Raw genomic sequence first — 19,911 nt, 5'->3', positions numbered from 1 at the left:
CAACTCTCTCAGGCCGCACTCGGCCCTCCAGGGGCGTACGCCCCTGGAGGCAGCTCAACAGGGAGTTGCCGCATGACCACACCCACCAACTCTCATAAGGCTTGGACCAACAAAGGGGGTCACGTCACGAACATTGTCCCTGCTGAACCCTTGACGGCAGCTTGATTCCCGGTTGCATCTCAGGCAGAGACTGCTTGTGATGAGCACACCTCCGGCCGGAATTTCAGAAGCTGACTGGGAGACCTGGCCGGCTGGTGCAAGAGAGCTGATCCTTTCCCAGCATGAGGAGATTGAGCTGCTCCGCAGCCAACTCACCGCCCTGGCGAGCGAGCTGGCCAGCCTGCGGGAGCGGATTGGTCGCAGCTCCCGCAACTCCTCCAAACCTCCCTCCAGTGACGGGCTTGGGTTTAAGCCGCCTGAGCGGCGCAAGGGCAGCGGCCGCAAGCGGGGCGGACAGCAGGGCCATCCCGGCAGTGGGCCGGAACTGCTGCCGATCGAGCGGGTGGATGAGGTGGTGGAACACCACCCCGATGCCTGCCGCCGTTGCGGTCAGCTGTTGGACGGTATTGATCCAGAACCCCTGCGCCATCAGGTGATCGAGATCCCGCCGATCACGCCGCTGGTGATTGAGCACCGGTTGCATCGCCTGGTCTGCCCCTGCTGTTCCACCAGCACCTGCGCCTCGTTGCCGGCGGATGTGGAGGCCAGCCACTACGGCCCAAGGCTCAGTGCCCTGGTGGGCCTGCTGGGCAGTGCCTTTCCGTTGAGTTTCAGCAAGACCCAGGCCCTGCTCCAGCAGCTGGTGGGTGTGGAGATGAGCTGTGGGGCGATTGCACGGGTCCGCCAGCGCCTGAGTGCAGCATTGGCGGAACCGATGGCAGAAGCGCTGGATGCAGCCCGTCGGCAACCGGTGGCCTACGTCGATGAAACCGGCGCCCCCACTGGCAATGCTGACGGCAACAATCCCACTGGAAAGCGGGGCTGGCAGTGGGTCATGGTCACCGCCGTGGTGACGGTATTCATCCAAGGCCTGAGTCGATCGACGGCCGCCGCCATCGAGCTGCTGGGGAACGCCTTTGGCGGGATTGTCGTGAGCGATCGCTTCTCGGCCTACAACCACCTGCCGGTGATGCAAAGGCAGCTGTGTTGGGCGCATTTGATCCGCGATCTGGTCGCCATCGCCGAACGCCCGGGCGCCAGTGCTGAATTCGGAGCGGAGTTACTGGGCTTGCAGCAACAGTTGTTTGGCCTCTGGCACCGCTACAAGGAGGGAAAGATTGACTGGCCCGCCTTGCAGCAAAGCTGCCGGCCGATTCGCCAGGCATTTGAGACCACGTTGCAGCAGGTAGTGGAGCTGGGCTACCAGCGCGGCGAGCGAACGCCGTGGGCCAGCACGGTGCGCACCTGCCAGCAGCTCCAGAAGGTGGCAGGTGGGTTGTGGACCTTCCTGGAGAACGAGGGAATCGAGCCCACCAACAACGCCGCAGAGCGTGCCCTGCGCCAATCGGTGATTCAGCGCAAGATCAGTCACGGCGTCCAATCAGCCAGCGGTGCCATGTGCCGCAGCCGCCTGCTCACGGTCACCACCACCCTGCGGCAACAAGGCCGCGATGTCTGGGAGTTCCTCGAGCAGGCCTGGATCGCCCATCACCGCGGTGGGGTGATGCCGTCACTGCTGAGCGATCCCTGAGGGAAGAAGAACGAGCAAGGAAGAGTCTCTGATCGCTCAGCAGTGAGTGATCAGGCTTGCATTCGTGCGGCCGGGCGTCCCGACCCCTGAACGCATACAAACTACAAAATGTAGAATACCAAATGCTCTTGGAGTTAGCAAAGAGAGCAAGAATAAAACCAGATGCTTTTCTAGCAGACCTTATCAGTAGAACTTACAATGGAAAAAGATAACAAGAAAGAGAAAACCTATAAGGATATCATAAGTAGGATGAAGCAGGCACACAAAAGAAATGGTCTACAATCAAATATGGATACTCCTGATACACAAGCAAGGCAGGACAAAATCCAAGACTTAGAAAACAGAAGTGGAGGAAATGGCAAGAAGATTTCCTGGAAGGGGTTGAGGTAATGTTATGAATTTATCAATTACAAGTGAGGAAGAATATGAGTGGAACAATCCAAAAGTGAAAAATTTTGCTGATTTAACTATGGACAGTGCTTATGATATTCTTGACACTATGAATGACGAAGATGCTGAAGAACTTGGTTTTGAGGGTGGCATAGATGATTTATGGGATTTTGTCAATCAGCAATATACAATTACCGAGTAGCAGCATCAAGGAAGAGCAGTAGATACTATCAATAAGAATTCTTCCATTTTAATCTATAGGGTTTTGCTTTTGCCCTTTTGATATGAACCTCATTGAAAATAATTTGCCAGGAAATTTTTCTTGAAAAGATAATTTACTTTTTGATGTAACTGCCTGGCATCTCCCAACAAAACCACCTCTTGATGGTCCACAATGAGGTGGATTGCCCGTCCCGTAGACCCCTGACAAAGTGGGGGAACAAGTTCAAAAAGAGTTCAAAACCTCCAGATGGACCAGCAGCACCCCCAAGAACCCTGTCCATCACTTGTTTTTCAGGGAGTGCCTAGCAAAGTGGGGAACCACTACTAAGGACTGATTAGCAAGAAAGTATTTGATCATCTGTTCCATGCCCTTCTGCGTACGGCCATGGGGCATCAGACCTTGCTCGGCCCAGGCCCGATCAAGCTCTTGGCGCAGCTCCTCGGAAATCCAGCAGGACAGCATGACCTTGCCTTCCCGTGTGGAGGTGCAGTGGCGTTGAGGCGCGGACATGGGTACCAGATGTGCACATGTACACATCGTGCCTCAGCAAGGGAGCTGCGCCGTCGACATGGCCCGCGCCGATCGAGCAGAATGAGAACCGTTCTCGCTGATGGTGGTCCATGGTCCAGCAGGTCATCCAGGTCCCCGTCACCGTGCTCACCGGCTTCCTCGGCGCAGGCAAGACCACCCTGCTCAACCACATCCTCAGCAACCAGCAGGGGCTGCGCAGTGCCGTGCTGGTCAATGAATTCGGCGAGGTGGGGATCGACAACGAGCTCGTGGTGGCAACCAGTGATCAGATGGTGGAGCTCAGCAACGGCTGCATCTGCTGCTCGATCAATGGGGAGCTGCAGGAGGCGGTGCATCGGGTGCTCGAGCGACCCGAGCCACTGGATCTGATCGTGGTGGAAACCACCGGTCTGGCCGATCCGCTTCCCGTGGCCATGACTTTCATGGCCGGGGACCTGCGCGATCGGCTGAGGCTCGATTCGATCATCACCCTGATCGATGCAGAACACTTCAGCGCCACGGCCCTCGAGAGCCCGATCGCTCGCGCCCAGGTGGTGTATGGCGACATCCTTTTGCTCAACAAAGCCGACCTAGTGGATGAGGAACGGCTGAAAGAAGTTGAGGCCGAGCTGCGGGCAATCAAGACCGACGCTCGCATCCTGCGGGCCAGTCGTGGTGATGTTCCCCTGGGCCTGCTGCTGAGCGTGGGGCTGTTCGAAACCGATCGCCTGGCGGCGCTGAAGGCCACCGAGGACGCGCGCGAGGACGACCACGAGCATCACCACGAGCCTCACGATCACGCCCATCACCATCACCACGCCCATACGCCGGAGTTGGAGGGTTTCAGCTCCGTATCCCTGGCAGTGGAGGCGCCGTTTGATCTGCGCCGCTTCCAGCACTTCCTCGACAACCAACTGCCCGACACGGTGTTCCGCGCCAAAGGGGTGCTCTGGTTCCGCGAAAGCGAGCGGCGCCACCTGTTTCATCTCTGCGGCAAGCGCTTCACGATCGATGACTCCGTCTGGCCCGATGGCTCAGAGCGCCACACCAAAGTGGTGGTGATCGGCAAGGGCATTGACCAGGCAACGCTTAAGGCCCAGCTCGAGGCCTGCGTAGCGCTGCCATGAGCCAGACCCTGCTGATCTCCGGACCGCCTGGCTGCGGTAAAACCAGCTGGATCCTGAACCGGCTCCAGAACCATCGAGGCCCATGCGGGTATCTGCGGCTGGCCGGCTACCCCGACGAAGGGCTCGCCCAGGCGCCTGACGGCGGTATCGATCTGGCCTACCTGCAGGACCAGTGCCCGAGGCTGCTGGATCTGACCGATCTCGATCAGGCCCTGGCACCAAGGCCGGAGCACCTTCTGGCGATGATTGAACTGCCCCAGTTCCAGCCGCCGGCGGAATCGGGTCTTGGTGGGGTGGACCGGCGCGTGGTTCCCCAACTGGAGGCCTTGCATCTCAGGCCCGACGAGCATTTGCACTTCGGGAGAGACACCGCCTTACCCCGCCAGGACACCCTGGATTTCAGCAGTTTGCAGGCCTGGCAAAGGAACCTCGCTGGGAGTGTGTGGGATCCGGCCAGCCTGAGCAGTTTTTGGTTTGAACTGGTGAACGGCGCCTATGGCGATGTGTACCGCGCCAAGGCCCTGATGAACCTGCCCGATGGCCGGGCCTTTTTTTGCAACTGGATGGTGAGCCAGGAGGGCTCCCAGTTTCTGCCCTTGCAGACGATCGCCCCGCCTGACTGCCGCCCGGAGCGACTGTCGCGCCTCGTTGTGCAGGGCAAGGATCTCGATCCCGGCGCCATCGAGCGAACCCTCGCCGACTGCCTGCTCAGCGAGGCCCTGCCCCATCCATCCCCTGCCGCCTGATCGCCATGGCCCATGCCGTGATCTCCTGCCTGCACGCCAACCACGCCGCCCTGGAGGCCGTGCTCGCCGACATCGACCAACAGGGCATCGACACCATCACCTGCCTGGGCGATCTGGTGGGCTACGGCCCCCAGCCCAATGAGGTGGTGGAGCTAATTCGTCAGCGCGCCATTCCCACCTGCCAGGGCTGCTGGGATGAGGACATCATCGAAGGCCTCAACGCCTGCGACTGCAGCTACCCCTCCCAGCTGGCGGAACGGCGAGGCCATCTGGCCCATCAGTGGACGGCCGAGCAGCTGAGCGAGGAGAACAAGGCCTTCCTCGCCAGCCTGCCGATGTCCTTGCGACGCGATCGGCTGCTGTTCGTCCATGGCAGTCCCAACAGTCAGCACGAATATCTGCTGCCCAACATGGATGCCTTCGCGGCGCTGGAGCGGGTCGAAACCGCCGGAGCCGACACCTTGTTCTGTGGTCATACCCATCATCCCTATGTGAGGGAGCTGCGGGATGGATCGATCAGGGTGCGCGTGCAGGAAGGTGTAGCCAGCGGCGGCCCATCCGTAGAAAGAGAAATCAATTTGCCGGTGCGCCGCATCATCAACGCCGGCTCGGTGGGTGAGCCGCGCCATGGCAACACCAACGCCACCTATGTGGTTCACGACGAAGCAACGGACAGCGTGGAGATCCGGGAGGTGACCTACGACGTGGAGCGCGCCTGCCGGGCCATCGTCGAATCCGGCCTTCCGGCGATCTTCGCGTGGCGCCTGCGCCATGGCTTCGAGTACGCCGAGCGGGCCGATGACGCCAGCCACGTGTGTGAGCGCTGATGGCACGCTGGGCCCTGATCAGTGGTTTGCGCGGTGATCTGGAGGTCTATGAGGCCATCCAGGAAGAACTGCGGCAGACCCGGCGGGTGGACACCCTGTTTGTGCTGGGGGATGTGATCGGTCCGGCGCGTAATTGCGATGCCCTGCTGAGCCGGTTGCAGCAGCCGCGTCGTGGCGAGCTGCAGCCGCAGTGCCTATTTGGCTGGTGGGAGGACCAGCTGCTGGCCGAACGGGGATACCGGGGCGGGCGGCGAGCCGATGCCCTGCGCCTCAGCCAGGGGGAGACGGCCGTGGATGCCCTGCTCCAGGCCGTGGATCCCGGCCACATGGGCTGGCTGGCGGAGCTGCAGTTCGGCTTCATCGAGCTCGACTGCGCCCTGCTGCATGCCAGCTCGGCCACCGTGGAAGACAGCCTGGGCCCGGACAGCTCACCGCTGTTGTTGCTTGATCGGCTCACCCGCATGGAGGTGAACCGGCTGTTCACGGCGCGCAGCGGCCAGCAGTTCAGCATCGAACTCACTGGCGGCGGCATTGAGTCGCAGGTGCGGGATCTGGAGGGCCAACGGCACCAGCAGCAGAGCGTTCCCAAGCGCCAGGTGATCGGCATCGGGGCTGGCGTCAACTACACCATCTACGACCCCGGCACTGATCGCTTTGACTTTCTTACCGCCGGCAGCAGGTCCCAGGAGCGGGCACGGGGGTTCGCGTGACGGCACGGCTCAGCGTGATTCCGGGCAGGCAGTTGCTGGCCCACGCCTGACTCAGAACCGGAAGGTCACCCCCGTGCCGATGTGGTGCTGCCAGCCACGGCCCCAACCATCGCCCCCTTGGCTGCTGTAGATCGGCTTCCAGTGGGCGAACAAGACTGTGCCGGGACTCACAGGCACTTCCAGTGCCAACTCACCACCCCAGTCGGTGCGGCTGGAAAGGCCTGAGTAGCTGCCGGGGCTATAGAAACGCGGCCCCCCAGTAAGGGTCACATTGAGCTTGTCAACATTGAATCCAAATCCCAGCCATGGGTCTGTGTAGTTGCCAATGTAGGTGCCATCAGATTCCCAGCCCGTACGATTTTCCAGGGATAGAAAAAAGCCATCGGCAATGGTTTCGAGGCCATCGCCCAGGGCAAAATTCACATCGCCATCCCCCAGGGCCCACACCACGCCAACCCCCACCTCATTCTTGAGCCCCTTGACATCTTCCCCCTGGTTGCGGGTGACGTAATAAGGCTTCCATTCGGCCATGAATGAGAGACGATCGTTCGGGGCATAGCGGGCCTGCAGCTGCCCCTTGATGTCGACGCGCTGGAAAGGGGCACCGCCATGGCCCTCAGCTACATCGTGCTCGTCGTGGTCATGGTCGTCGTCGCCAGCATGGTCGTCGTGCTCGTCGTGGTCGTCGTGGTCGTCGTGTTGATGCACCCGGCCATAGAAATGTTCAGCTTCCCCCCACACAAAGGCCGGGCCGATCATGGCTTCGATGGCAAAACTGCCCCGATTGGGCAGCCCCCACTCCATCACCACACCAATCAGGCCATCGATGGCGTAGTGGCGGGGACGATCCTCCAGGTTGTTTTCCAGGCCGGCATGGCCCTCGATGGTGAGCACCGGGGCCATTAGAAACTCGCCGGGGGCAAGCTCAGCGCCGCCGGCGGCGCCATGGGCCCGCACCGGAGCGGGCAAGGCGCAGGCCAGGGCAATCCCAGCTGGGGCCAGCAGAAAAAGCGGCAGAGCCAACGGGGATGGGCGAAACAAAGGCATGGCTGATGCAGGCAAAACTGGGGTGTTGGAGGCTGGGGTGCCTGGCGCGGTGGGGACTGATGCGGCGACCCGGGTCAGCGGATGGCAGCCCAGCGCTGGGCGAGCTGGTCGGCAGCGGCGCGATCGCAACGCCCGCCCTGGCCATTTACAAAGGTGCAGACATTGCCCGTGGCGGTCTGCACGGTGGAGCGCCCTGGCGCCAGGCCATCGGCCACCAGGGGGGTGGGATTCACCGGCACCCCGCTACTGCGACTAACCCGCCGCAGGGTTTTCGACACCGGCGATGATTCGGCGAACAGCTGACGGGTGCCCGATTCCTGGATTGCCTTGGTCATCGCGGCGAGAGTGGCTGGCCGCAGCGCGCCAGCAGTTGTGTAGGCATCCAGCAGGGGCAATTCCCGGATGCCATAACGCCGCGCGAAGCTGCTGAATGCACGGTGTTCAGTAACCAGAACTCGTGTGGACTCAGGCACGGTGCGGATCTGAGCACCGGTCCAGTTGCCAAGCCCATCCAACACAGCGCGAGCAGCTTGGCTGCGCTGCCGCACGCCCGAAGCTGCGCTACTTGGCAATAGTGCGATCAAACGCTCTTCCACCACTGACACCATGGCGGCGACCTGGCTGCTGTTGTGCCATACGTGCGGATCACGGCCGGGGCTTTCCGGAACAGCCAGCTCCGCCACCGCCACCCGCGGAACCGAGATCTTCACCCGTTGCAGGGCAGGGGTAAGTCCATAGCCATTGACCAGCACCAACTTGGCCTCGGCCAGGGCCTGACGATCCCGGGGGCGCAGGACCGCCTGATGGGGATCGGCGCCGGCCGGGATCAGGCAGAGCACCTTGACCTGCTCGGCAGCGAGGGTGCTGGTGAGGTCACACAGCACACCATCAGCGGCTACCACCATCGGAGCCGGGGCAGCAGCGGCAGGGGGCAGGCAAGCAAGCAGGGTGACGAGAGCCGACGCCGGCGCACCCAGCAGCCCCGGGCGACACACCCGACTGACAAAAACCACGGACATCAGCACCCTGCAGCATAATGAGAATGATAACGATTCTCATTCATTGCCAGGCACAATGGGTGCCACATGGGGCACTGGCCCCGCTGTTTCTTGGCTCCGCCCGTGGATGCGCCCTTACTTCAGGCTCGCCAGCTCGCCTTTGGCTACGCCAAAACCGCCGTTCTGCGGTCCATCAACCTGGATGTCACGAACGGTTCATGCACCCTGATACGGGGTGACAACGGGGCCGGCAAATCAACCCTGCTGCAGCTGCTGCAAGGCAAATTGCAGCCCACCGCAGGCTGGGTGCGCCTATGCGGCCGCCCCCTTAAAGGCCAGCGGAGGCGACTGGCCCTGGTGCCCCAGGCCCCAAGCCTGCGCTGGCACTACCCAATCACCCTGGCCGGCTTGGTGGGCCTGGGCTGCGGCGGCCACCCCCAACGCAGCCACACCGCCCTGGAGCAGGTGGGTCTGGCCGCCTTGGCCAAAGCCCCGATCGCAAGCCTCTCGGGCGGCCAGCGACAACGGGCCCTGATCGCCCGCGCCCTGGCCCGTCAGGCGGCCGTGCTGCTGCTCGATGAACCCTTTGCCTGCCTTGACAACCGCAGCCGCGAGCAGCTCGGCGCCCTGATCCAGGCGCTGGCGGCTGATGGAACGGCGGTGGTTCTTACCGCCCACGGGGATCTACCAAGCAGCCTGGAGCAGGTGCCGCAAATGCACCTAGAGCACGGCCAGCTGGGGCCTGGGGATCGGCAATGAACGTGTTGATGGAGCCCTGGTGGCTGATTCCCTTCCTCCTGGCCGGGCTGTGTGGCCTGGTGTGCCCCCTGCTGGGCACGCTGTTGGTGGTGCAGCAACGAGTGCTTACCACGAATCTAATGGCCTACGCCGTATTGCCCGGCGTCGTGATAGCCAAGGCCCTTGGCTTGCCGGAGCTGCTGGGTGGCATGGGCGGGGCCATCGGTGCGGTGCTCCTGGCCGAGCTGCTGATGGCGGGCCGCCCCTCCGGCAGCGGCCAGGCGGAGGCCGTGCTCAACACCGTGTTGGCCGCCAGCCTCGGACTGGGGGTGCTCCTGGTCCAAGGCCTGGAATTGCCGGTGGATCTCGATGGCCTGCTGTTCGGCGATCTGCTGGTGGCAGGCCCCGCAGACCTGCTGCGCCTGCTAGCGGCCCTGGCCCTACTCCTACTGGTGCTGCGGCTGCGCTTCCACCAGCTGCAGTGGCTGGGGCTAGACCCGGAGGGCGCCGCTGACATCGAACTGCCGCTGCGCGGCCTGCGGCTGCTGATGGCCGCTCTCACGGCCCTGGTCGTAGTCAGTGCCACCGCCGCCGTGGGCCTAGCCCTGGTGATGGCGCTGATCTGCGCCCCTTCTCTGGCAGTTCTTTCACGCGCCGAGAGCTTGGCTCAGGCCCTACGCCTGGTAGCCGGGCTGGGCGTGGGGGTAGGCGTCACCGGCTGCGGCCTAGCGCTGGGATTCAACCTGCCTCCCGGGCCCCTGATGGCTTGCTTCTGCTTGCCACTGCTGTGGCTGAAGCCAGCACCCCGCTCCTGGGACTGAGCTGGCTCACCAGCAGCGCCGCCAGAAAGCCCAGGAATTGCACGATCACCACACACGGACCGGAGGGCAGGTTGGTGAGGCCGGAGCCCAGTAGGCCCAGCAAGGCACAGCCACCGCCCAAGGTGGCTGAGGCGAGGGCATAGAGCGGGAAGTGGCGGCTCACGAGCCGCCCCCCGCAGGCCGGGATCACCACAAAGGCACTGATCAGCAGCACCCCCACCGCTTTGATTGACACCGCCACCACTACCGCCAGCAGCACGATGAAGATCAGGCGGTGACGGTTGGCTCCCACCCCGAAGGCTCCGGCGAGATCGCTGTTGAGGGTGAGCAGCACCTGGGCCCGCAGGCTCAAGGCGAGATAGAGCAAGGCACCGAGCAACAGCACCGCGATCACCGTCAGATCGCTCCAGCTGATGCCGAGGATGTCGCCGAACAGCAGCTGCTGGATGCCGCCGCGGTAGGTCTCCACCAGGCTCAGGGCCACCACCGCAAAGGCCAGGGAGGTGGAATACACGATGTTCAGCAGGGCGTCTGCCGGTAGGCCGCTGCGGGCCACCAGCTGGTTCACCAGCAGGGCGAACACCACTGCGAAAGGGATCAGCACCAGGGTGGGATTGACCCCCAGCAGGATTCCCAGGCTGATGCCCAGCAGGGCGGAATGACCGAGGGCATCGCTGAAGAACGAGAGCTGACGCAGCACTGCGAAGCTGCCCAGCAGCCCGCCCAGGGCGCCGGTAAGCAAGCCGCCGAGCAGGGCCCGCTGCATGAATGGCTGGCCAACAATCTCCAGCAAGCCTGCGGCATCAGCCATGGCCAGCAATCCCGGCATGGTTATGGCGGTAAGGCACCACATTGGGGCCATAGAGCTCGGCCAGCCGCGCTGGGCTGAGGGCATGGTCGGGGGCACCGCTGCAACGCAGGCGCCGATTTAGGCACAACACCTGATCACAGCTGCGGCGCACCATCTCCAGATCGTGCGACACCTGCAGCACGGTCCAGCCTTCCTGGCGACGCAGGTCCAGCAGCAGCTCCTGGAACTGCTCGCTGCTGGGGGCATCGAGACCGGCCTGCGCCTCATCGAGCACCAGCAACTGACGGGGCCGCACCACACAGAAGGCCAGCAACACTCGCTTGAGCTGGCCACCGGAGAGCTCGCTGAGCCGGCGTTCCTCCAGGTCCTGGCAGCCGGTGCGCTCCAGGGCACGGAGCATGGCCTTGGTTCGGCGCTTGTTGCCCAGCCAGGCCAAGCTCAGGCCTGGTTGATCAAAGCCAAAGCCCACGAATTCGCCCACCGTGAGGGGGAAGCGGCCCTGCAATGCCAGGCTCTGGGGCAAGTAAGCGATCTGGGCACGCACCGAACGGGGCAATTCACCCGCCGGACCCAGCGCATGGCCAAGGATCTCCACGTTGCCTGAGGCCCTGGGAAGCAGACCCAACAAAGCAGCTACCAGGCTGCTCTTGCCGGCACCGTTGGGACCCACCAGGGCCGTGTCAGTTTCGCGGGCGAGCTGAAAGCTCACCTGCTCCACAGCCAGCTGCTCGCCACGGCGAACACTCAGGCCATCAACCGACAGCACTGGGGCGTTGTCTGTCATTGGCCGAAGGCTTGGCGCAGATCAGCCACGTTGCGGCGCATCAGCTTCAGATAGGTCGAGGGATCGCGCGAGGCATCCTCCGTGGCTGTCTCCATCGGATCAAACACCACCACCTTCACCCCTAGATCCTTAGCCAAGGCATTAAAGGAGCGGTTGCCTTCCTGGGGTTCGCTCAGCAGGGCCTTGAGCTGGCTGGTCTTCACCGCGGCCGCCACCCGCTGGAGATCAGCCGGTGCTGGATTGAGCTCGGGCACATCCACCAGGTAATCAGCTTTGAGCCCATAGCGCTGGGCGAAGTAGGGGGCGAAGTCGTGGAAAGCCACAAACGTTTTGCCCCGATAGGGCTCAAGTTGGCTGGCGATGTCGCTGTTGAGCTGCTTCAGCTCGGCGGTGTATGCCGCTGCGTTGCGCTTGTAACCCTCAGCGCAACTGGGGTCGGCCTTCACCAGACCGTCGCGGATCGTCTCCACCTGCTGCACCGCCCGCAAGGGATCCAGCCAGATGTGGGGATTAGCAGCTCCGTGATCATGGCTGCGGTCATGGCCGTGATCATGGCCGTGATCCGCCGACTCCAGGGTGGCGACGCCGCGGCTGGAGTCGATCACCACCAGCTGCGGGTTTTCGGCGGATGCGACCAATTTATCTAGGAAACTCTCCATCTCTAGGCCGTTCTTCACCAGCACCCCGGCCTGGCGCAGGGAAGTCAGATCGCCCGGTTTGGCCTGGAAGTCGTGGGGGCCCAGGTTGGGAGGGATCAGTGCGGTGACCGTGGCGCAGTCGCCCGCCACGGCGCGGGTGAACAGGGTGATCGGCAGAAAGGTGGTGACCACCTTGAACGCCTTGTTAGAGGCAGTGACCCCAGTCTCCTGGCGGGGCGCGCCGCAGGCGGCCAGAGCCAGAGCCAAGGAGAAAGCGCCTGCACGGGTCAGCAAGGTGGTCATGGGCTTGATCGGCAAGGGACGATTGGGCGACGGGAAGGAGCCAGACCGGCAGCAAACCTGGCCGTGAGCAGAACGAGAATCATTCTCAGCATAGGCGAGGGTGCGATCCCAATCGCAGCTCCGGCAGCTGACTGGAGGCCGGACTGCTGGAACGTCCTTCAGCCAAAACCGCTGCCGGCAGAACGCCGCTGACGCTCACGGGCCGGCACCACCACCGGCCACAGCCACCAACGCCCCTCGGCATCACCAGCAGCCAGGTGGAGGCCATCAGGTCGCCAGGCCAGGGCATTGAAGCCGCAGCCCTGTCCCTCAAGCGGCTGCAACATTTGCCCCTTGCCATCCCAGAGCGCCACAGTGCCGTCGCTTGAGGCACTGGCCAGCAGGGTGCTCCTGGGCGCAAAGGCCAGCGCATTGACGCGTTTTCCGTGCCACAGCAACGGTTCGGGTTGCCAGGCCTTGGCCCCCTGCTTCACCTGGGTCCACAGGATCACGGCCTCTGCGGCAGCACTAGCGAGCAGCGGGGCCAGGCGGCCGGGCTGCTCGCTCCAGGCCAGCTGGCGCACCTTGGCGGGGAAACCGCTGAACTGCCAGGGCTGGCCGTGGGAGCCCTGCGGCCACACCAGCAACGAGCGATCAAGCATCCCGCAGGCCAGCTGATGGCCCGGCCCGGAGAAGGCCAAGGCCAGGCCGGCCGAGGCGATTGGGTTGCGCAGCGGCGGATCGGCCGGCGTGCTCAGGCATGGCTGCCAGAGCACCAGCTCACCGTGGCAGCTGGCAGCCAGCTGCACCCCATCGGCGCTCCAGGCCAGGGCCTGAATGGTGCCAGGCAATTCCAGCGGTGGCTCACGCCACTGACGACTCGCCCCATCCCAGAGCCGCAGCTCTCGCCCGACCGCCACCGCCAGCAACAGGCCACCCGGCTGCCAGGCCGCCGCATCAATCCAGCCGCCGCCCAACGGGATCGGATCCATGGCCAGCGGGCGCACCCCGGTGCCGCCCAGCTCCCAGAGCAGCAGCTCGCCGGCCTGGCCGGCGGCCATCAGGAACTGGCCATCGCCACTGAAGCCCACCACATCGAGGCTGCTGTCGCGCTCGCCCCGCAGCAGTTCCTCACAGCCAGCGCGGAAATCGAGCAGCAGCAGTTCACCACCGGCGCTGGCGATCGCCAGAAAGCCTCCGTCGGCCGACCAGGTCAGGGCTGAGATCGGCTGCTGCAGATCGCCGCAGAGCCGTTCGCTCACCAGGGGAGCTGCCGGTGCCATTGCGAATTCAGGCCACGCAGGCGTGGAAGCCCGCGCGCAGGCCATCGGCATCGAGATCGCGGCCGATGATCACGAATTCAGTGCGGCGCCGCTCACCTGGCTTCCAGGGGCGATCGAAATCACCGTCGATCAGCATGTGCACCGACTGCAGCACGTAGCGCTCGTCCTTGCCTGCCAGCTGGATGATGCCTTTCATCCGGAACAGATCCGGGCCGCGCTGGGCCACCAGATCGGAGATCCAGCTGCCCAGCTTCTCGAGGTCCATGGGACGGTCCTCCACCAGGGCCAGTGAACTGACGGCATCGTCATGCTCATGGTCGTGCTCCTCGGCCAGAAAGCCCGGATCGAGGCTCAGGGCACGCTCCAGCTCGAAGGCTTCCACCCCCAGCAGCTCCTGCATCGGCACATCCGCGTTGTGGCTGGTGAGCAGGCGGGCCACGGGGTTGATGGCGCGCACCCGTCGCTCGATCGCCGCTCGATCGGCGTCGCTCACCAGATCGGCCTTGTTGAGCACCAGCACATCGGCAAAGGCCAGCTGCTCCTGCACCTCTTCTGTGTCCCAGTGCTGCTCGACGTGTTTGAGATCCACCAGGGTCACGACTGCATCGAGCCGCAGCTCATCGCGCAGATCCTCATCCACAAAGAAGGTCTGAATCACCGGCGCCGGATCGGCCAGGCCGGTGGTTTCGATCACCAGATGGTCAAAGCGGTCGCGCCGTTTCATCAGGTTGCCGATGATCCGGATCAGATCGCCGCGCACGGTGCAGCAGATGCAGCCGTTGTTCATCTCGAAGATCTCCTCATCGGTATCAACCACCAGCTGGTTGTCGATGCCCACCTCGCCGAACTCGTTGACGATCACCGCCACCTTGAGGCCGTGCTCGTGGGTGAGGATCCTGTTGAGCAGGGTGGTCTTGCCGGCACCGAGGTAACCGGTGAGCACGGTCACTGGCAGGCGCTCGGCGGCGGGAACAGAACTGGAGAAGGCCATAGAGGCGACGGGGAGACAGGACCCCTTAGGGTGAAAATGGTTCTCGTTCTAGCAGGTTCACTCCTGGCGCCATGGCCATGGCTCACCACGCCCATCCCTCCGATCAGGCCCCGCCGACCCCTGGGCCCCGCCAGCAGGCCTTGCTGACCGTGCTGCGCGAGTCGGATGCCGAGCTCAGCGGCCAGGAGTTGCATGAACGGCTCAAGCAAGGCTCCCAGCGGCATGGCCTTGCCACCGTGTACCGGAACCTGCGGCTCCTGCAACGCTCCGGTCTGGTGCGCTGCCGCAAGTTGCCCAATGGGGAAAGCGTCTATGCCCCCCTGGAGCGCGATGACCATCACCTCACCTGCGTGAGCTGCGGCTATAGCGAACCGCTGCCGATCTGCCCGGTGGGAACCGGTGGCCTAGGCCTGAGCAAGGTGCTGCTGCAGGGGTTCAAACCCCTGTTTCACACCTTCGAGATCCACGGCCTCTGCCGTTCCTGCCAGCAGAGCGAGCCGTTGGCCCATGGCTGACATCGTGATTGTCGGGGCCGGGCCCCAGGCGCTCACCCTCAGTTGTCTCCTGCTCCAGAAACGACCGCGGCTGCAGCGACGCCTGCGGATCGTGGACCCCAGCGGCCGCTGGCTGAGCCACTGGCAGCGGCAGATGGAGCGGTACGAGATTCCCTGGCTGCGCTCCCCCTCACCCCATCACCCCCATCCGAACGCCCATGCCCTGCGGCAGTTTGCGCAGTTCCGGCAGCGCAGCCGTCAGCTGGAGGGCCCCTATGGCCTCCCCCACACCGATCTGTTCGGGGACTTCTGCCGTCAGGTCATCAGCGAGTACCAGCTGACGGATTGCGTACGGGCCGAGAGCGTGGAGCGCATCCGGCTGCCCCAGCTGAGAAGCGGCCCGATGGAGCTGGCACTCAGCGATGGCACCACCGTGGCCGCCGGCCGGTTGGTGATCGCCACGGGAAGCGGCACACCTCAGATGCCCTCCTGGTTCGGGGAGATCGCAGGCAATCATCCGCCGGAGGCGCTGCAGCACAGCGACAGGATCCATCTCCCGTCGCTGCACTCACTGCAGAGCCAACGGATCCTGATCGTGGGCGGCGGGCTCACCAGTGCCCATCTGGCCCTGGGCGCGCTGCGGCGGGGTGCGCTGGTGCATCTGCTCTGTCGCCGGACCCTGAAGCACAAGTCCTTCGATGCCGATCCAGGCTGGCTCGGGCCCAAATACCTCAAGGCCTTTCATGCCGAACCCTGCATGCAGCGGCGTCATCGGCAGGTGCTGGAGGCTTGTGACGGTGGCTCCATCACCCCGGAAACGGCCGCCCAGCTAAGGCAGGCCCAACGAGGAGGCGCGCTTCAGCTTCACGAACACTGCGAGGTGCATTCAGCGCGATGGTGCGCCAGTCACTGGTCTGTGCGCTGCACCGATGGCCATGGGCTTGAGGTCGATCGGATCTGGCTCGCCACAGGGCACCGCCAGGGCGTCAGCCAGCAGCCGCTGTTGCGGCAGCTTCAACAGCAGCGTCCGATCGACTTGGTGAATGACTGGCCCGTGCTCGCCGCCGACCTGAGCTGGCCAGGCAGCGCCGTGCATGTGATGGGTGGTCTCAGCGCCCTGCAAATCGGCCCTGCTGCCCGGAATCTGTTCGGCGGACGGGAGGCAGCCCAGCGCATCTGCCGGGCCGTGATCAAACAGTGATCAGCTCCAACCAGTAGCGAAAAGCCCCGAGGGCCCGCAGACCCACCGGGGCAAGGGGCCGGAGCCCCAGGGCCTCAGAGCACCGCCACGGTGCCGAGGCGCCGGGCCTGGAGGTCGCGGGCCAGCTGATGGACCAGCTGCGCCGGAATGAAGCGGGGCTTCTTTACGGGGTGACCGTGACGGTCACAGAAGACCGTGATGCGCTCGGCATCGGGCGCCTTGATCCCGCCGGGATAGACGCATACCGCTAGCTGGCGGATTTTGTAGCGGGGAAAAGAGGTGGCCATCACGAGGAAGGCGAGGGACACTCGCGTCAGGCCCTGGCTTGCTCCAGGAGGCAAGGACCGCGTCGCACCGAGGTGCGCTGGCTGAAACCGCGGCCCGGCCTGATCCTTGCCGCCAGGGGTGGGATGGGGCAGCTGCTGAACGGCCGGAGCCGGCTTGCGCTGCCTGGTGCTGCTGGAGCGGAGCAGCTTGGAAGTGGCTTGCATCGCAGGACGGAGAAAAAACGCCCCCCTCCCGCGCCCATCAAGCCGCAGGGTCAAGGCCGCCCGCTGCGCAGCCAAACGGGCGCTCACCTTGGCCTTGACGCTGCGGCACTACCAGCCCAGGACCTGATCTGGGTGCTGGCCCCTGGGCGAACCATCTGGGAAGTGCTCTCCCCTGCGGTGCACCACTACTGACCCTGAACTCCAGTGGGTCAACAGGGGAAAGAAAGCCGGGATTAGGCCCCCGGCAGGGCCTGAGCTTTTGGGCCCTGGGCCCTAGACCAGGGCGTGCCGCTGCACCTCCATCGTGCAGCGGTGCAGCAGCTCCTGCTGGGTCAGCAGCCGCTCATCGAGCTCATCCACCCGGGCCAGGCACTGGCGGATGGCGGGCAGCACCTCTTCTTCTAAAAGGGTGATTTCCTCCTCTCCATAGGGCTGCTCGATCCAGGTGCGGCGCAGCGGCAGATCGCGCCGCAGCATCAGCACCACCTCGATCGAGCGGAGAGTGGATTCGAGCAGCAGGAACGGATCTTCTTCTGGACGGCAGAACGGTGAAGCGGTAGCTGAAAGAGAAGCCATGATTTTCTGCGCCATCTGGCGCAGCGAAGGGACTTCCAGAAGCCGAGGCATGACGCAGGAATGCCTCAGACTGAGGAAGCCCGGAGCAAGCCACTGGTGGACAACCCAGGGGATCAAGGTCTGGGGCTGTTTGGGTTGCAGCGGAATCCCTGAGCAGGCGCTAACGGGTGGAGCAAGGCCGGGTCTGCAGCCTGTTGAGCGCAGAGCTGGAATCCCCGAGCGGGAGCAAGCGGGTGGAAGCGCCGAGCGATCAAACATTCGAATTTCAGTTGTTTGAGTCGGCTTGCTTCCCTGATCACCCAAGCTCAGATTTTTCTCAGCCGCTTCTTGCCAAGGTGATGCACCGCATGCACCGCTACCCCAAAGAGCCCTGAGCGATCAAAACTGTCCAGATCCAGCGGAATCGCCGCCTCCCCGGGCCGCAGCGGCTCCAGCCACCACTGCTCGCCCTGACGCCGCAGGGGCCGCAACAGGAAGCAGCCCTGGTGGGCCACGACGACGACATGGCCAGATCTTGGCTCGACACTGCGGTCGATCACCAGCAGGTCGCCGTCCTGAATCCCGTGCTGGCGCATGGCATTACCGCTGACCCGCATGTAGAAGGTGCAGACCGGGTTGGGCACCAGGACGGCGTGGAGATCAAGGTCCTCCTCCAGTGAGCCCTGTCGGCACGGCACAGGCTCGCCAATGGGCAGGTCGGCCAACATCAAGCCATCAGTAGCAGTACAGCCGTTCTACTCCTGGTGGCGCGGCCCGGCTCAGCTGGTGGCATCCGGCCAGGGGACCAGCCGCATGTCGCCGACCTTGTTCCAGGTTTTGCATCTCGGGTCGGCCAGCCGGTAGAGGGCCTTGCCATCGGGCCCGCTCTTGGTGACGACCAGCACGGGGTTGCCAGGCCAGTCGATCCGCCAGAGCTGCTCACCCTCCGCCAACACGATCAGATCGCCGGTGGCGGGATGCTTGAGGTCTGGAGCCATTGCCGCACCGTAGAAACCCTGGCCAAGCGTTGATGGGGCCGCAGGCGGCGCAATCCCGTGCGGGAGCGAGTGGATGGAGCCAGGCCCGGATCAACCGGGCCTGCTGCAGGGCGGCAAGGGCCTTTCTCTGAGCCCGCTGCACCGACATGGCACTGATCTCCAGCCGCTCGGCTGCAGCCCGCAGCGAGAGGCCCTCGAGGATCGTGAGCCGCAGGGCCATCGCCTGGGCAGCGGGGAGCTGCTCCACAAGCTGCTCCAGCGCCAGCCCATCGGCGCAATTCCCATCAGCTGCCTCGGGCTCTGGAGCGGCCAGCTGATCAAGCAGGCACGGCTCGCCATCGAAGCTGGCATCCAGGCTGCTGTGGCCCAGGGGGCAATCACCTGCTTCGTGAACCTGCCTGGGCACCCGCACCAGGCGGACCCGATCGCGCAGGTGATGCTGCAGGGCCCCGCTGATGCAGCGGCGGAGATAGGGAGCTGCAGGCTCGCCGGCGCGGCAGCTGGGAGCTGAGAGAAGCAGAGCCTCCCGGGCCACCTGGATCAGATCTTCCCGATCAACGAGCGGGAAGAAGCGCCAGGCCACCTTGGCAGCGATGGAATCGGCCAAGGACAGGTGCTCCAGCACCAAGGCATTGCGGGCCTTGAGAGCAGAGCGGCTTAGGGCTTGAGCCGGCTTCTGGCGGCGGGACAGGGGAAAGCGGGGAAGCCATCTGGGGGACGGCGGAGAACCCCACCCCCACCGGCCGGCCGCAGCGCGGCGACAAGGACGCCCGACACAGGAGGGCGCATGGCCCGATCCTTGACGCGGCGTGAGGACTGGCCGTGATCACCTACCGCGACCAGTGCATCCGATTGATTTCCGTTCGGCGGTCCAGACCAGAAGAGGTGGAGCTCTATGAACAGTTCTGATTTCGATCAACGTTTCGATGCCGGCGAGTCCGTGCTCGAGGCACTTGACCTCGGCGGTGCGCGTCGCCGTCGGCTGGAGCAGCGGACGTCTGCTTGAGCGCAGTGCTGTGACTTCTATCCAGAAGGATGAGGCCGCACCGAAACGGGATCTTGCAGCCTCAGCGCTTCCGGCCTGGCCATCGAGTAAAACACCCTCGCTCATGGCCTCGTACACCAAGGAGCCAGGCTCCTTGGCTCGGCGGGCCACTGCGCTGCTGGAGTGGAGCACCCGATGGACCGATAGATCCGGCTGGGCTACGGAACCCTTGCGCTGGCGATCGGCGTACCGGAGAGCCGTATCAACGCAATCGTCAAAGGGCGGCGGGCGATCACTGCCGACACCGATCTGCGCTGAGCATTCGGCGCAAAAAAGGGGGCCTTGCGGCCCCCCTGTGATTCCTGATCGGCTGAAAGCTCTGCCGATCAGTGGTGGGCGTAGTGGTGGCCGCGGTAGGTGAGTTGCTTGGTCACCTCGCCGGGCTTGGGCTCGTCGTGGTGGGCATCCACGTAGGGAACCCCCCGGTAGGACTTGGCCATCAGGTATTGGGCGTCATCGAGACGCTGGGCCTTGAGGATCCGGGTGCGGATCAGTTCGAGCACGTTCATCA

24 protein-coding genes are annotated in these 19,911 nt (G+C 64.1%); 10 read left to right on the top strand and 14 right to left on the bottom strand.

Going from position 1 to position 19,911, the window contains the following annotated elements; genetic code table 11:
• Nucleotides 1-199 precede the first annotated feature (199 nt).
• The gene (gene tnpC, locus KBY70_RS03535) at nt 200-1,690 is read left to right on the top strand and encodes an IS66 family transposase (protein WP_254987392.1); all 1,491 of its coding nucleotides are present in this window, start codon (nt 200-202) and stop codon (nt 1,688-1,690) included.
• 394 nt (nt 1,691-2,084) lie between these two features.
• Nucleotides 2,085-2,282, top strand: a complete 198-nt coding sequence (locus tag KBY70_RS03530) for a hypothetical protein (RefSeq protein ID WP_254987391.1) — start codon at nt 2,085-2,087, stop codon at nt 2,280-2,282.
• Between the two features lie 300 nt (nt 2,283-2,582).
• Here the strand turns inward: KBY70_RS03530 and KBY70_RS03525 are convergent, their stop codons facing one another.
• Nucleotides 2,583-2,813 carry a hypothetical protein gene (locus KBY70_RS03525; protein WP_254987390.1) on the bottom strand — a complete coding sequence of 77 codons (231 nt, stop codon included), beginning with the start codon at nt 2,811-2,813 and terminating at the stop codon, nt 2,583-2,585.
• Between the two features lie 110 nt (nt 2,814-2,923).
• Between KBY70_RS03525 and KBY70_RS03520 the strand changes: the two genes are divergently transcribed.
• Genes KBY70_RS03520 through KBY70_RS03505 form a run of 4 tightly spaced genes read left to right on the top strand, consistent with a single transcriptional unit; the run spans nt 2,924 to nt 6,223 of the window.
• Complete coding sequence (locus KBY70_RS03520) at nt 2,924-3,940, top strand: CobW family GTP-binding protein (protein WP_254987389.1); 1,017 nt, start codon at nt 2,924-2,926, stop codon at nt 3,938-3,940.
• Complete coding sequence (locus KBY70_RS03515; RefSeq protein ID WP_254987388.1) at nt 3,937-4,686, top strand: GTP-binding protein; 750 nt, start codon at nt 3,937-3,939, stop codon at nt 4,684-4,686. The genes KBY70_RS03520 and KBY70_RS03515 overlap by 4 nt, the downstream gene beginning before the upstream one ends.
• Before the next feature lie 5 nt (nt 4,687-4,691).
• Nucleotides 4,692-5,513, top strand: a complete 822-nt coding sequence (locus KBY70_RS03510) for a metallophosphoesterase family protein (protein ID WP_254987387.1) — start codon at nt 4,692-4,694, stop codon at nt 5,511-5,513.
• Nucleotides 5,513-6,223, top strand: coding sequence for a phosphoesterase (locus KBY70_RS03505; protein ID WP_094560397.1), 711 nt, complete (start codon nt 5,513-5,515; stop codon nt 6,221-6,223). The genes KBY70_RS03510 and KBY70_RS03505 overlap by 1 nt, the downstream gene beginning before the upstream one ends.
• 51 nt (nt 6,224-6,274) lie before the next feature.
• Here the strand turns inward: KBY70_RS03505 and KBY70_RS03500 are convergent, their stop codons facing one another.
• Both KBY70_RS03500 and KBY70_RS03495 read right to left on the bottom strand, forming a co-directional pair.
• Complete coding sequence (locus tag KBY70_RS03500) at nt 6,275-7,270, bottom strand: hypothetical protein (RefSeq protein ID WP_409996011.1); 996 nt, start codon at nt 7,268-7,270, stop codon at nt 6,275-6,277.
• A gap of 74 nt (nt 7,271-7,344) precedes the next feature.
• Nucleotides 7,345-8,289 carry a metal ABC transporter solute-binding protein, Zn/Mn family gene (locus tag KBY70_RS03495; RefSeq protein WP_254987386.1) on the bottom strand — a complete coding sequence of 315 codons (945 nt, stop codon included), beginning with the start codon at nt 8,287-8,289 and terminating at the stop codon, nt 7,345-7,347.
• A 90-nt stretch (nt 8,290-8,379) separates the two neighbouring features.
• Here KBY70_RS03495 and KBY70_RS03490 point away from each other — a divergent pair, with 90 nt between their 5' ends.
• Nucleotides 8,380-9,027 carry a metal ABC transporter ATP-binding protein gene (locus KBY70_RS03490; protein WP_158217053.1) on the top strand — a complete coding sequence of 216 codons (648 nt, stop codon included), beginning with the start codon at nt 8,380-8,382 and terminating at the stop codon, nt 9,025-9,027.
• Complete coding sequence (locus tag KBY70_RS03485; RefSeq protein ID WP_094560403.1) at nt 9,024-9,827, top strand: metal ABC transporter permease; 804 nt, start codon at nt 9,024-9,026, stop codon at nt 9,825-9,827. The genes KBY70_RS03490 and KBY70_RS03485 overlap by 4 nt, the downstream gene beginning before the upstream one ends.
• On the opposite strand, the gene KBY70_RS03480 is transcribed toward KBY70_RS03485, so the two are convergent.
• The 5 genes from KBY70_RS03480 to KBY70_RS03460 form a co-directional block, all read right to left on the bottom strand.
• Nucleotides 9,745-10,638 carry a metal ABC transporter permease gene (locus KBY70_RS03480; protein WP_254987385.1) on the bottom strand — a complete coding sequence of 298 codons (894 nt, stop codon included), beginning with the start codon at nt 10,636-10,638 and terminating at the stop codon, nt 9,745-9,747. The genes KBY70_RS03485 and KBY70_RS03480 overlap by 83 nt on opposite strands.
• Entirely contained in the window at nt 10,631-11,422 is a 792-nt protein-coding gene (locus tag KBY70_RS03475; protein ID WP_254987384.1) for a metal ABC transporter ATP-binding protein, read from the bottom strand. The genes KBY70_RS03480 and KBY70_RS03475 overlap by 8 nt, the downstream gene beginning before the upstream one ends.
• Nucleotides 11,419-12,363 carry a metal ABC transporter substrate-binding protein gene (locus KBY70_RS03470; protein ID WP_254987383.1) on the bottom strand — a complete coding sequence of 315 codons (945 nt, stop codon included), beginning with the start codon at nt 12,361-12,363 and terminating at the stop codon, nt 11,419-11,421. The genes KBY70_RS03475 and KBY70_RS03470 overlap by 4 nt, the downstream gene beginning before the upstream one ends.
• Nucleotides 12,364-12,521: 158 nt before the next feature.
• Nucleotides 12,522-13,625 carry a WD40 repeat domain-containing protein gene (locus KBY70_RS03465; RefSeq protein WP_254987382.1) on the bottom strand — a complete coding sequence of 368 codons (1,104 nt, stop codon included), beginning with the start codon at nt 13,623-13,625 and terminating at the stop codon, nt 12,522-12,524.
• 7 nt (nt 13,626-13,632) lie between these two features.
• On the bottom strand, nt 13,633-14,616 hold the full coding sequence (locus tag KBY70_RS03460) for a CobW family GTP-binding protein (RefSeq protein WP_254987381.1): 984 nt from the start codon (nt 14,614-14,616) through the stop codon (nt 13,633-13,635).
• 71 nt (nt 14,617-14,687) lie between these two features.
• Here KBY70_RS03460 and KBY70_RS03455 point away from each other — a divergent pair, with 71 nt between their 5' ends.
• Both KBY70_RS03455 and KBY70_RS03450 read left to right on the top strand, forming a co-directional pair.
• Nucleotides 14,688-15,131: a Fur family transcriptional regulator gene (locus KBY70_RS03455; RefSeq protein WP_254987380.1), complete on the top strand. Its 444-nt coding sequence runs from the start codon at nt 14,688-14,690 to the stop codon at nt 15,129-15,131.
• Nucleotides 15,124-16,311 carry an FAD/NAD(P)-binding protein gene (locus KBY70_RS03450; RefSeq protein ID WP_254987379.1) on the top strand — a complete coding sequence of 396 codons (1,188 nt, stop codon included), beginning with the start codon at nt 15,124-15,126 and terminating at the stop codon, nt 16,309-16,311. The genes KBY70_RS03455 and KBY70_RS03450 overlap by 8 nt, the downstream gene beginning before the upstream one ends.
• A 74-nt stretch (nt 16,312-16,385) precedes the next feature.
• Here the strand turns inward: KBY70_RS03450 and KBY70_RS03445 are convergent, their stop codons facing one another.
• The 6 genes from KBY70_RS03445 to KBY70_RS03420 all read right to left on the bottom strand — a co-directional run bounded on the left by KBY70_RS03445 (nt 16,386) and on the right by KBY70_RS03420 (nt 19,909).
• Entirely contained in the window at nt 16,386-16,598 is a 213-nt protein-coding gene (locus tag KBY70_RS03445) for a hypothetical protein (protein ID WP_254987378.1), read from the bottom strand.
• Nucleotides 16,599-17,075: 477 nt separating this feature from the next.
• Entirely contained in the window at nt 17,076-17,393 is a 318-nt protein-coding gene (locus KBY70_RS03440; protein WP_254987377.1) for a hypothetical protein, read from the bottom strand.
• Nucleotides 17,394-17,683: 290 nt separating this feature from the next.
• Nucleotides 17,684-18,085: a LexA family protein gene (locus KBY70_RS03435; RefSeq protein ID WP_409996010.1), complete on the bottom strand. Its 402-nt coding sequence runs from the start codon at nt 18,083-18,085 to the stop codon at nt 17,684-17,686.
• Between the two features lie 51 nt (nt 18,086-18,136).
• Entirely contained in the window at nt 18,137-18,355 is a 219-nt protein-coding gene (locus KBY70_RS03430; protein ID WP_254987375.1) for a hypothetical protein, read from the bottom strand.
• A complete protein-coding gene (locus KBY70_RS03425; protein WP_254987374.1) occupies nt 18,297-18,962 on the bottom strand; it encodes a sigma-70 family RNA polymerase sigma factor in 666 nt (221 codons plus the stop codon). Before KBY70_RS03425 ends, KBY70_RS03430 begins: the two co-directional genes overlap by 59 nt.
• Nucleotides 18,963-19,726: 764 nt before the next feature.
• Nucleotides 19,727-19,909: a DUF4278 domain-containing protein gene (locus tag KBY70_RS03420; RefSeq protein WP_254987373.1), complete on the bottom strand. Its 183-nt coding sequence runs from the start codon at nt 19,907-19,909 to the stop codon at nt 19,727-19,729.
• Between the last annotated feature and the right edge of the window lie 2 nt (nt 19,910-19,911).

This window comes from Cyanobium sp. ATX 6E8 (genome assembly GCF_024346335.1).
Taxonomy (GTDB): Bacteria; Cyanobacteriota; Cyanobacteriia; order PCC-6307; family Cyanobiaceae; genus Cyanobium_A.
This window is presented reverse-complemented; position numbering and strand designations above follow the sequence as displayed.

Excerpts from the sequence above, each read along its gene's own strand:
- tnpC (WP_254987392.1), top strand. The coding sequence starts at position 200 with ATGAGCACACCTCCGGCCGGAATTTCAGAAGCTGACTGGGAGACCTGG.
- KBY70_RS03530 (WP_254987391.1), top strand. The coding sequence starts at position 2,085 with ATGAATTTATCAATTACAAGTGAGGAAGAATATGAGTGGAACAATCCA.
- KBY70_RS03525 (WP_254987390.1), bottom strand. The coding sequence starts at position 2,813 with ATGTCCGCGCCTCAACGCCACTGCACCTCCACACGGGAAGGCAAGGTC.
- KBY70_RS03520 (WP_254987389.1), top strand. The coding sequence starts at position 2,924 with ATGGTCCAGCAGGTCATCCAGGTCCCCGTCACCGTGCTCACCGGCTTC.
- KBY70_RS03515 (WP_254987388.1), top strand. The coding sequence starts at position 3,937 with ATGAGCCAGACCCTGCTGATCTCCGGACCGCCTGGCTGCGGTAAAACC.
- KBY70_RS03510 (WP_254987387.1), top strand. The coding sequence starts at position 4,692 with ATGGCCCATGCCGTGATCTCCTGCCTGCACGCCAACCACGCCGCCCTG.
- KBY70_RS03505 (WP_094560397.1), top strand. The coding sequence starts at position 5,513 with ATGGCACGCTGGGCCCTGATCAGTGGTTTGCGCGGTGATCTGGAGGTC.
- KBY70_RS03500 (WP_409996011.1), bottom strand. The coding sequence starts at position 7,270 with ATGCCTTTGTTTCGCCCATCCCCGTTGGCTCTGCCGCTTTTTCTGCTG.
- KBY70_RS03495 (WP_254987386.1), bottom strand. The coding sequence starts at position 8,289 with ATGTCCGTGGTTTTTGTCAGTCGGGTGTGTCGCCCGGGGCTGCTGGGT.
- KBY70_RS03485 (WP_094560403.1), top strand. The coding sequence starts at position 9,024 with ATGAACGTGTTGATGGAGCCCTGGTGGCTGATTCCCTTCCTCCTGGCC.
- KBY70_RS03480 (WP_254987385.1), bottom strand. The coding sequence starts at position 10,638 with ATGGCTGATGCCGCAGGCTTGCTGGAGATTGTTGGCCAGCCATTCATG.
- KBY70_RS03475 (WP_254987384.1), bottom strand. The coding sequence starts at position 11,422 with ATGACAGACAACGCCCCAGTGCTGTCGGTTGATGGCCTGAGTGTTCGC.
- KBY70_RS03470 (WP_254987383.1), bottom strand. The coding sequence starts at position 12,363 with ATGACCACCTTGCTGACCCGTGCAGGCGCTTTCTCCTTGGCTCTGGCT.
- KBY70_RS03465 (WP_254987382.1), bottom strand. The coding sequence starts at position 13,625 with ATGGCACCGGCAGCTCCCCTGGTGAGCGAACGGCTCTGCGGCGATCTG.
- KBY70_RS03460 (WP_254987381.1), bottom strand. The coding sequence starts at position 14,616 with ATGGCCTTCTCCAGTTCTGTTCCCGCCGCCGAGCGCCTGCCAGTGACC.
- KBY70_RS03455 (WP_254987380.1), top strand. The coding sequence starts at position 14,688 with ATGGCCATGGCTCACCACGCCCATCCCTCCGATCAGGCCCCGCCGACC.
- KBY70_RS03450 (WP_254987379.1), top strand. The coding sequence starts at position 15,124 with ATGGCTGACATCGTGATTGTCGGGGCCGGGCCCCAGGCGCTCACCCTC.
- KBY70_RS03445 (WP_254987378.1), bottom strand. The coding sequence starts at position 16,598 with ATGGCCACCTCTTTTCCCCGCTACAAAATCCGCCAGCTAGCGGTATGC.
- KBY70_RS03440 (WP_254987377.1), bottom strand. The coding sequence starts at position 17,393 with ATGGCGCAGAAAATCATGGCTTCTCTTTCAGCTACCGCTTCACCGTTC.
- KBY70_RS03435 (WP_409996010.1), bottom strand. The coding sequence starts at position 18,085 with ATGTTGGCCGACCTGCCCATTGGCGAGCCTGTGCCGTGCCGACAGGGC.
- KBY70_RS03430 (WP_254987375.1), bottom strand. The coding sequence starts at position 18,355 with ATGGCTCCAGACCTCAAGCATCCCGCCACCGGCGATCTGATCGTGTTG.
- KBY70_RS03420 (WP_254987373.1), bottom strand. The coding sequence starts at position 19,909 with ATGAACGTGCTCGAACTGATCCGCACCCGGATCCTCAAGGCCCAGCGT.